This is a genomic window from Bradyrhizobium sp. Ghvi, assembly GCF_900115265.1.
Lineage (GTDB): Bacteria > Pseudomonadota > Alphaproteobacteria > Rhizobiales > Xanthobacteraceae > Bradyrhizobium.
Genome location: NZ_FOVU01000034.1, coordinates 1 through 10386, shown reverse-complemented (window position 1 = coordinate 10386; position 10386 = coordinate 1). Strand labels below are relative to the sequence as shown.

Below are 10386 nucleotides of genomic sequence, written 5' to 3'. Positions count from 1 at the left end.
GCTCCGCGCCAGCTCCCGTTGCTCCCACCGCCCAACCGGGCAAATCCAACGACCGGGGCGAACTCAGAACTGGATAAAACTTTGGGGCAAGGTCACCCGCAATCGAGCCGCCAAGCAATTTGGGGCGGCGATCAGCACCGCCATCGGCTGGATGCACCGGGTTGATCAGACCGGCAGCATTGAGCCAAGTCAGATCGGTGGCTTCAAGCCGAAGGCAACTTCAGGAGAGCATGCGATCTGGCCGTCGCGGCGGATCAAGGACGGCGATCTCACCATCCGTGGTCTCGTTGCCGAGCTCGCCCGTCGCGGCCTGAAGGGATTACCACTCGTTGTGGGACTTCGTGCATGCCGAGAAGCTCAGCTAAAAAAAGCGTGGCGGCTGGCGAACGCGATGGAGCCGAGGTCGCGAGGCGGCGAGCGCAGTGGACAAAGTACCAAGATCGCGTCGAAGCTGAGCGGCAGGTCTTCATTGGCGAGACATGGACCGGGACCGATATGGCGCTCCTGCGGGAATGGGCTCCGCGCGGACACAGACTTTACGCCAAGGTTCCTCACGGCCGCTGGAAGACCATGACCTTCCTGGCGGCCCTGCGCCATGACCGGATCGATGCGCCATGGTTCATCGAAGGGCCGATCGATGGTGTGAGCTTTCGCACCTATGTCGAGAAGGTTTTTCTGCCCGTCCTTCTGGCGATATCGTCGTCTTGGACAACCTCGGTAGTCACAGGAGCAAGCAGTTCGCCTGCTCATTCGTTCGGTCGGCGCTAAGCTGTTTTTCCCGCCAAAATATTCGCCCGACCTGAACCAAATCGAACAGGTATTTGCCAAGCTCAAGCACCTGCTCCGCAAAGCTGCCGCGCGAACCGTCGATGCGGTCTGCGCCGCTATCGACCACGCGCTCGACGCCTTCAACCTCCGAGGAATGTGCCAACTACCTCAAAATTCAGGCTGTCGAACTTAATGCCATCACGCTTTAGCCTGTGCTTCCGTATCTTGCCGCGGGCCCGCGTAGTGCGTGATTGAGTGAACTGCTGTGTCGAGGCAGCTCCAATCCGAAACTTTGGGCAGCGGAGGCCAACCGGAGGATGAGAACTTGCTCGCCCTGGACTGCCCCGCCTGTCATTTTCGAGCGCAGCTGAAATGCTTCATCTGAGCGGCTAGATACATTGACAGCACGCAAGCCGAATGGCTCTGGGTGCAATATTATTGAGCTCTTAGTGGCGCCCGCCGGGAGAACAACGCTCCTTTTGCGAAGCCATCTTCGAAATGTTGGCCCCTTTGATGGTTGCTGCCCACGCCAGCGGCCACCACTAATGCGATGCGTGCACAAGACCCGTTGACATGATGGATTCAAGCGTGACTCGACACGCGGTTGTGATGTCGTAGATAGGAAGTCCAGTCATACGACGGATCGCCGGCGTAGCCATTGGAAACCCCGTGCATGTGAACAGCAGCGCAGCGATCCGCGGATTGTCAGCACGGAGCCGCCGGACGCAAACAGCCAGATCTTCCTCTATATCGGCGACGTCAATCGGTTGCGGTGGTATCATCGCGGCGTTTCGCCACATGTTCCCTCCCTCAGTGCCACCGACCACGATTCTCGCCCGCTCGGCCGGAGCAGCGATTCCAAGAAGATCTTCGGTGAATAACCTGGAGTCGGAAGTCACGATGGCGAGCTGAGCCGCCGGCGGCAATTGGCGCAGCAAGGCTGGCGCCATGATCAGGGCCGACATCACGACAGGGACATTCACCGCGGCCGCAACGGCCGCCTGATGCCGGACAGCGAAGCCGCAGTTCGAGCTGACGATGACGGCGCCTCGTTCGACCAGCCGCTGGGCAGCTGCAATGTAAGCCGGTTCGAGCGCGGGACTGCCGCGCATGACCACCTCCGCCAGAGCTCCCTTAACGGTTTCCGTGATAACAGGAAAGTTGTAAGTAGCAGGACTCATCAGCGAGCCAGGCTGTGGCGTTGGCCGCACCGCGCCCGGCTCACGTTCAAGGTCCAGGATACCAAGATAGCTTGCACTCTGCGATGGCATTATAGTCTCCAATGTAAGAGCCACTAAGTTTCAGGACGCGTGACCTGAGATGGTTCGGCATCACTCGTGTCCGAACCAGGAATTCGATACTTCCAGAGCGTACAAAGACAAACCGCTGCCGTTCGAGTTCTTGTCCAAGTTCCGAAGTTGGTATTCGATAGCATCGCGCTTGTGAGTACTGCCGGAACTATGGTCGCAACGCTTCCTTAGCAAGGGGAGCTCCACAAACACGGGCGCGAATTCATCTCGTTCGCGCGAGGGCCGCACTGCGCCGCTTGGAGAGCGCAATTCTTAGGATCTTTAGTGCCAAACCAAATCGGGCACGAGGCCGACAACACTTCCGTTTGCAATCGCAAGCTCCTCGGAAATCGCAAACTAAAACGGGGCTCGCGTAGAGCATGGATAACCCAAAGGCCGAGTTCGGAAAAAATATCCAATGCCAACGCGTAGCTCGTCAGAGTCGCCGGAGCCGCGCTCGAATGGACAACGGCGGCCCAAGCCGAAGTACCCGGCTTGCGGCGATCGCGATTGCACGGGCAAGCTCCTCCGGTATCAGAATGCATTTGCCGGAGGTAACCTGCAAATGACTTGTGGGGTAGTACCGACGATGATTGCTATATCTTCTAAGTAATTCGCGTCAACGTTCGGCGGGTTGCCAATCATTTGGGGCAGTCTGCCCGGCAGGCCGATGACTTCGCATTTGAACTCAACCAACGCCTTGATCGGGCGAAACATCTCCTCGTCGACCTTGAGCTCGTTCAGCTTTGCAAACTTTTTCAAGCCCTGAAGGATACTTGGGGCCACTGACTGCTCCATAAGTTGACCGTCTAGTACACCCGAGCCAACGTCCTGTCATTTGGACTCCGATGCTTCGCATCACGAAGCCCTCAAATCCGCAGCCAAATTTCCCATCTGGAGCACTTCTGTGAGAGTCTCCCTTGCACGAAAAGCAAATCGAGCTAAAGGCTGGCCGGGCATTTCTTGATACCCTACTTTAGTGTAGGATTATCAAATTATTTGGATGAGTGCTGTCGTTTTGCAATGCCGCTGCCGCTACCAATAATAGGTTGTCAGCTTTGGATTTCGTTGCCGCGTGTCGCGCTGGCGGCTGAGGGCGCGTATCTGCTCTCTGCCAAATGCTGGCAGCTGCAAAACGCGCCGCTTGATGCGCTACTCGCATGATATTATTGCTGCCGATAGTCCTCGTTCGCCGTTTAGATGAGATGGTCTGGCGGCAAGCAAACGCGGTGCGGATTTGCAATATTCTTCGAAATCCAACTTTGCTGGGCTTGTGTTTTCGGTGGTTCGAAGGACCGAGCCGGTGCCAGCTGGATCGCTGACCTGAACGGCCAAGTGACTGTCGCGGACTGAGCGGTTTGCCTTCAGGCGACCGTTCCTGGTTCGTTGAACGGATAGAAGACGCTTGATGCCACATAATGCATCGATATCGAGCGTGTCTGCGGGTCGCGCGCGTCCTACAGCCTCATTACAGCTCGGCGGCAGAGGCAACCCGCATCACATGAGGCTCAATTAGTCGTTGCAGCCGCGTCCGGTTGACGACCGTCCTGTCGGAAATCTGACAGCTTCGCAGGTGTGATGCATGCGGAGTTAGCGTTTGGCACGTCGATTGCTGGAACAAGGACTGCCGCAGCCGAAGACAGGGAACATCACGCTATAGGGCCTATTGCAATTGGTTGATTTGGCAGAGACAAGGTTCAATGAGGGAAGGTGAGGATGGTCTCAGAGGTGTTCAACTCCTGTCCGGTTGAAGTGAGCGGATTGAAGTGGACCGTCTCCCAATGTGCCGGTGACTCGGATCAGATCGCGACACGACACAACGATCGTGGTTGCGCGCCCGGTGCGGCGGTAGCGTACATCCTTGTGCGCGATCCCCAGACTCGGTTGGGTTGCTTGGCGGCTGCTAGTCACCGGTGGTTGACCGGAAATCGATCCTCAATCCGTGACGGCCTAAGAGCGAATGGACGGGCGCTCCGCAGAGTTGGATGCGAGACTTCGAGCTTCCACGACAGCGAGTACCGCGTCTGCGGGCCGTGCTGCACAGATGATGAGCTGAGTCGTCAAGGAGCGTCTAATGGCCTGTAAGCAGTTTAGCAGAAACCGGCGTTGTTTTGCGACGCCCGCTCGAAACGTCGAGGATGTGGTTGGTGCCGGCCTGTGCACTGGCTGTGGACTCTGCGCAAGCATCGCCGACGGTACGATATCGATGGGCATAAATATCGAAGGCAACATGCGGCCGCTAGCGCGAGGAGAAGTAGCAGCCGAGGACAACGACCGGATTATGGCTGTCTGCCCAGGCGTCTCGGTCCGCGGCCCCGGTAGACCTCAAGGGGTGACCATACATCCGGTGTGGGGTCCCGTGCGCGAGATACATAGGTCTTGGTCGAGAGAACCGAACGTTCGTCACAAAGGTGCCGCAGGAGGCACGTTGACGGCCCTTGGCCGATATCTACTCACCAGTGGCCGCGTTCATTCTATCTTGCATGTCCGGGCCGATGATCGAAAGCCATGGCTAACGAGATCCACAATCTCAAGGACGCCAGACGAGGTGCTGCGCGGCGCTCAATCTCGTTACGGTCCATCCTCGCCTCTCGTCGATCTGCATCGGCTGCTCGACGAAGGCAAGCGTTTCGCTCTGATCGCCAAACCTTGCGATATCTCGGCCGTTCGTGCTCTCGGATGTGTCGACGCACGCGTCCAACGGCTGATCCCGTACATGTTGACCATCTTCTGCGGCGGCGTTCACTCCGTCCACATCGCCAAAGCGGTCATGCGTCATCACGGCGTGGATGAGCTGGACGTTGTTTTGTACCGATATCGTGGAGAAGGCTGGCCAGGCTCCTTGCGTGTGCAGACCCGCGATGGAACCGTTTACGATCTGCCCTATCCAGGGGCTTGGCACATGGGCAAGTTTGCCTACGAACTCCAGTTTCGCTGCAAGATCTGTCCGGATGGAGTGGGTGAGGTCGCGGATATCTCCGTGCCTGATGGCTGGATCCTGCGAAACGGAATGCCTGTTTACGCTGAAGCGCCGGGGGTCAACGTAGTCGTCGTCCGCACGGCAGCTGGCGAAGAGTTGCTCCATGCCGCCATTGATGCGGGATATCTAGGGGTTGCACCGGTCTCGGGTGTAGAGATCGAACAGATGCATACCAGTCACTACAGGAAAGTGGCCGCACCTGCCGCATTATTCGCCCTGCGGCTCATGGGCCAAAGGACGACCAAGGTTTTCGGCTACCGCACGAGCGAAAGCCTGAAATGGGCCGGGGCGCGCAGCATCTTTTGTCAGTTCTTAGGAACGATCAGGCGCGTGCTCGCGGGGGAGAACCGCGAGCACCTGATCTAGCAGGCTGTTGAAGAAGTAGCCGATCGGCGAGCGATAAAGGGGTGTCGTCGCGGGTGGTGCGAACGTCGATCGCGGTCTTCTCGCGGGAGGTTGGTTTTACTCAGGTGTGCGTCGACCGGCGGCGTCACCGGCCGTTCTCCTGAGTTGTGCACGGCGGCGTCATGAACCTTGTCGCGCCGTACGTGATGCGCCGATCGCGTGCGATCTCCACCATGGATCAACCCTCGCGCCCCCTCTCGTTCAGCGGCCGCCAGACCATGGCAGTTCTCCATCGGAGCATGACCCATGTAGCAGAGCTAGGCCAGCCGTCTGTCTCCCATTTAGCACACTCGAATCTTCCTGAGCTCGTTCTCTGGCTGTCTCGCTTGAACGCTTCTCTTTAGGCAAGCTGCGATCACGATCATCCACAAAGCTTTCCACAGCTCGCCGGGCTCAATGCAGCAATTGGTAGGATGTCGCAAGAGGCTTAATGACGGGCGGCCGATCCAGTCGGCTCGCCGTGACGCGTCGTCAATTGTGCGATGAGTCGATCGGCCCGCGCTGGAGGCCCTTTGCCGGTGACCGCTAACGTCTTCGCTGAGTGGTGCGTCCGCCGCGTCAACCTCGATTATCACGTCAACGTCGCAGACCACTACTACAGCGTTCCGCATCGCTTCGTCCGCGCCGAGGTCGAGGTGCGGCTTACCGCATGCACGTGGAGATCTTCCACAAGGGCGAGCGCAATGCCGCGCATCAGCGCATGAGCGGCACTCAGCACACTTCGTGCCCGAGCACGTGGCCTCCAGTTGTCTGCGTTAGGCGGTCGGCCTGCGACCCTTGCGCTACATAAACTTATTCTTGACGAGCGACTGCATCCCGAGCAGGGCTTCCGCGCTCGTCACTGCATCAGTCAGGCTTGCCCGACCCTAGGCTCGCGAACGGCTCGAAGCCGCCGCCGCACGTGCGAACGACATCGGCGCGCGCACTGACAGCTCGGTCAAATCGATTTTCCAAGAACCTCGCACACAGGCCCGCACACGAGACTGCGATCGTCCACACCAACTTGCGCCGGCGACGCGCAAGATTGCCGTCGGGACCGGCGCCATGGAGGCCACTCTAGCAAGGTGAGTGACGGGGGCGCCACGACCGCTTCACGTGGGCTATCCTGCCCCTCTTGGGCTCGGTGGACGAAGAACCTCGATGCCCTGCTACGAATCCTCGATCTGCGGCGCATCTCGGCTCGCTAATTTTCAAGAGGCGTTCTCGGCGCTGCTTGGGAAGGATGGGCCGAACCCGTCGTCGTCGGTATCATTCGGCTGAAAGCCCAATGGCCGAGCGAACCATTCCGTGCCGAGCTTTGAACTTCTGACTCGCTCGTTGCGGCCGTGCCGAGCCTCAGCTTACGATCATGGTGGTTATCCTGATGACTAGAATCTCCTTCTTCAGCCCGGAGGGTCTTGCGCAATATGCGCGGCTTGGACCGCGCCGGGTCGATGGCATCTAGCGTCGCGATTTCGGTTGAAGTGAGGACTGTTCGGCGCAGCGTCGGGCTTCGCTCTTGCGACATGGTCAGGAAGAAGATGCGCAGCTGACCATCGCGATGAGGGCGCGAAACTTGGACAGCCGCTCGGCGGTCGCAAGCCTCGCCTCTTCGGCGAGGTAGCCAGACCTCATTACCTTGTGAGCTTGCCGGCGCAAGGCGTACCATTCGAGCTTCTCGATGGCCATGGTGAAATCTCAGACCGGCAGATTGGTCACCAGCTTCCAGTCGATCGGCGGACGGCCCGCCGGTGGGGCGATCTCAAGGGCGTGAATGTAGGTAAGAAGCTGAGGACTGTATCGCTTCTGCTTGCCTCTGGGCGGCAAGGTTTGGATTGCGGCGAACTTCATGTGCACGCACGCCGTCTCATCCTGTCCGATCGCGACGTAATGGCATCCCGCCCAAGGCGTGGCCGAGAGCTGGGCGAAGATGAGCTCCATCCGCGGCTCTGCGTCGGCGGGCGCGCCGGGCAATCGGTTGGTCTGCACTCGCACCAGAAAGCGCGTGCCGAGATCCTGCGACAGGCAAAAGAACTCGTAGATGTCGCTCTCGCGGTCGGCCACATGCACGCAGCGTTCCGGCGTGCCCACGAGCGCTGGACTGGCGCAGGTTCTCCAGCCAGCGATAGCTTTCCTTCTCGATCGGTACCCGCGTGGCGTTCACATGCCGCTTGAGCGTCCAGGTCCCCTTGAACTTCGTGCGTGTCCAGAACTTCGCTGCCGTCACCCGAGCGACGGGCCGCCAAGGATTACGGCCAGGCTCCAATGCATCAGCACTCCGCACAAAGTCACCACGTTGGGCTGACCCGCCTTGTAAGGTCCGGCGTTGAAGTCTTGGTGAAGCCCATCTTACCCGGCTGCGCACGGCTGTAGATGAACTCGGTGGTATCCTGCAGGATGAGGATTGGCCGTTCGCTGGCCGCGCAGCGCATGGCGGTCGCGGCAAAATGGCCGGCCGGCATCCCATGCTAGGTAACGCGCGGATTATCGAAGAAGCGATAGGCCGCCTTCGTCCACGCCCAATCGCCGCACGCGGCCGGGACCGGTTGGCCAGGTGCCGCCGACACCTGATCAAGCAGGCGGCCAAATCGGCGCGCCAATCGCTTGTCCGGCAGCCCTGCCGAAACGACTTCGTCGTCATGCGAGCCTGCAGCACCGGCTCCCGTGTCTCCGCCATCTGTAACGCCTCCGCGAATCGGCGTCACAAACAGAATCACAGTGGATTCAAGCCGGACGACGGCGTCTTCGTGCAGGCCCGGATGGAGGACTGGGGCGAGTGCATGCTGGTTTTGATCGGCGCCACGCCGGGGCAAGAAGGAGATGATCGGTTTTCATCTCGACGCACCCGAAACGCCCAGAGCCGGTGCAAACTCCTGATCGATACTCGCCATCTTGGGTTGCCCATCGCGCCTGAACTCGCGGACGGCTGTGGCGCGGTTCGGCTTCTGGTAGGCGACAGACGAAGTGTTCCCCTGCACGCGGCGGTAGCGCTGCTGGGGCCACAAGGCGAAAACGTGTTCAACGATTTCCGAGCTCGGTGCAGAGCGGCACGAAGAAGGCTTTGCAGGACGTCTCCATGGCCCTCCACGGAGCTGCCGCGGAGCTTTCACTCCAAGCATTCGCCGAGAACTACGGTGCGAAATACACGCGCCCCGTCGATTGCCTTTTGAGGGCGACGTCTGCTGGCATTTCCTGCCAGCGCTGGGTCAACTCGCGAACCACCAATCCCATCCACAGTGCAACATGGGACGGGTCCGACGAAGCGATGGTTGTCGGCACACAGACGGCTAGGCTGGTGCTCCTCAACCTGACCAATGCAGCTTCGAAGGCCTGGCGTCGATTCAAAGGCACAAATCAGTTGCCGAACGTGATCGCGGTGTCACATTTGTCGCCGCATCAAGGTCACTATAGACCCAGCAAAGCCACGCCGTCTGATCGGCTCCGTCACCAGATTTAGGCATAGCTGGTGTTCAGGCTCGAACACGCGTATCCAACCATTCACAGCGGTCGATCAGCGCCCTCACACTCGGGTTCACGAGCTTCATTGCGCTTCCCCATGGCCGCACACGAGCAACTGCTGCGGCTATTCCCGCAGTGCTTCCGCTAAAACATGCTAAGCCACGGCACGCCCATCAGCCACCGACGAGAAGGTCATTCGGCACAGAGTAGTAATATCATAGACCGGTAGCCCTGTGATCTGACGGATCACTGGCGCAACCAACGGGAACACCGTGCACTCGAACAGGATTGCCCCGATTTCGGGATGCACAGCGCGGAGCTGCGCGACACAGCCTGCGACTTCTTGCTGAATGTCTGCGAGACTGGTCGCCAGTGGCGTACGCCTCATCTCGTTGTGCCACAACTTGCCACCTTCAATGCCGCCAATGACCACCCTAGCCCGCGCGGCCGGATCGCTGAGACCGAGGAATTCCTCCCCACAATGCGTCGAGTCGAAGGCCAACACCGCAAGCTTGGCAGCAGCTGCCATCTGACGGAGCAACGTAGGTACCAGGAGCAGACTCGAGAGCACAACAGGAACTTTTACTGACGCAGCCACCGCTGCCTGATAGCGAATGGTGAACCCGCAGTTCGAGCTTATTGCGATTGCCCCTCGTTCGACCAAACGTCGGGCAGCCGCGATGTAGGCGGTCTCCAACTCTGGCTTGCCTCGAATAACGTCATCACCATAAGCTCCAATGACAGTTTCTGCGATAGTGGGAAATTCGAAAGTAGCCGGATTCCGCATCGAGCCAATTGGCGGCGTCGGCGGAGTCGCATCAGATGGAAGCGCGCGATCTAAGAGCAGAATGCCAAGGAATTGAGAACTTGATGTTGTCATGAACGCATCCGCCCCGGAATGAAACCCGATTTCCGGTAATGTTATCCCGACTTGTTTGATCGAATCCAATCAACTGACGGAGAGTTGTGGAGATTTCCTGCAAACAGACGTGATTTGTCAATTTTTCCGGGCGTGAAAATCGGAGATTTTGGTTTGCCATAGAGATCCGCCCGAGAGTGCCGTCGGCATCGATCAAACTCCCGCGCATAACGACATTCACGATTCGCCGCGGCTTGAACGTCGTCGGCTATAACGTCTAGTTCGCCGTCTATACCGCGCATCATCCGATTGTGGCGAATATATCGAGCAATATTGGTCAAGATGACGTAGGCTTTTCTAAACACCGATCTACTCGCTACTGCGGCCGATCACGGTTACTTTCATAACGTCAGAGATCCTCGGATGCCACGAAACCAAGATCGGTGACGCTGCCGAAGCCGCTGGCGCCACATCAGAAGGGTGCTCCCAGAAACAGAACTAGGCTGTTTGCCCCGACGTCTATTGCTGTCCAGCCGGCGAGCTCATGTTGCTTATTCCCGGCACATCAGTCGGCCCACGTGACCTGCCACTGAGTATTTCCTCCAGAAGTAGTTAGAGTCCGGCCTGAAGAAGGACGGACAGATGAA

Annotated in this window: 8 protein-coding genes and 1 pseudogene; 3 read left to right on the top strand and 6 right to left on the bottom strand. The window is 58.8% G+C overall.

Going from position 1 to position 10386, the window contains the following annotated elements; genetic code table 11:
* The first annotated feature begins 43 nt into the window (after positions 1-43).
* Positions 44-977, top strand: a pseudogene (locus BM374_RS39935) (IS630 family transposase).
* A 333-nt stretch (positions 978-1310) separates the two neighbouring features.
* Here the strand turns inward: BM374_RS39935 and BM374_RS39170 are convergent.
* Entirely contained in the window at positions 1311-2039 is a 729-nt protein-coding gene (locus tag BM374_RS39170; protein ID WP_177248814.1) for an aspartate/glutamate racemase family protein, read from the bottom strand.
* Between the two features lie 552 nt (positions 2040-2591).
* The gene (locus BM374_RS37555) at positions 2592-2843 is read right to left on the bottom strand and encodes a hypothetical protein (protein ID WP_143270359.1); all 252 of its coding nucleotides are present in this window, start codon (positions 2841-2843) and stop codon (positions 2592-2594) included.
* Between the two features lie 1288 nt (positions 2844-4131).
* On the opposite strand from BM374_RS37555, the gene BM374_RS39930 reads away from it, so the two are divergent.
* Together BM374_RS39930 and BM374_RS40480 are read left to right on the top strand one after the other, a co-directional pair.
* Complete coding sequence (locus BM374_RS39930) at positions 4132-5403, top strand: Coenzyme F420 hydrogenase/dehydrogenase, beta subunit C-terminal domain (protein ID WP_092303976.1); 1272 nt, start codon at positions 4132-4134, stop codon at positions 5401-5403.
* A gap of 521 nt (positions 5404-5924) precedes the next feature.
* Positions 5925-6146 (top strand): Mu transposase domain-containing protein, encoded by a 222-nt coding sequence (locus BM374_RS40480; protein ID WP_502689503.1) that lies wholly within the window; start codon positions 5925-5927, stop codon positions 6144-6146.
* Between the two features lie 805 nt (positions 6147-6951).
* Here the strand turns inward: BM374_RS40480 and BM374_RS39925 are convergent.
* From BM374_RS39925 to BM374_RS39165, 4 genes are all read right to left on the bottom strand, one after another.
* Entirely contained in the window at positions 6952-7110 is a 159-nt protein-coding gene (locus BM374_RS39925; protein WP_244552881.1) for a hypothetical protein, read from the bottom strand.
* A gap of 9 nt (positions 7111-7119) precedes the next feature.
* On the bottom strand, positions 7120-7512 hold the full coding sequence (locus tag BM374_RS39920; protein ID WP_244552880.1) for a hypothetical protein: 393 nt from the start codon (positions 7510-7512) through the stop codon (positions 7120-7122).
* A 377-nt stretch (positions 7513-7889) separates the two neighbouring features.
* Complete coding sequence (locus tag BM374_RS39915; protein ID WP_244552883.1) at positions 7890-8126, bottom strand: IS4/Tn5 family transposase DNA-binding protein; 237 nt, start codon at positions 8124-8126, stop codon at positions 7890-7892.
* Positions 8127-9034: 908 nt separating this feature from the next.
* Positions 9035-9829, bottom strand: a complete 795-nt coding sequence (locus tag BM374_RS39165) for an aspartate/glutamate racemase family protein (protein ID WP_349510030.1) — start codon at positions 9827-9829, stop codon at positions 9035-9037.
* Between the last annotated feature and the right edge of the window lie 557 nt (positions 9830-10386).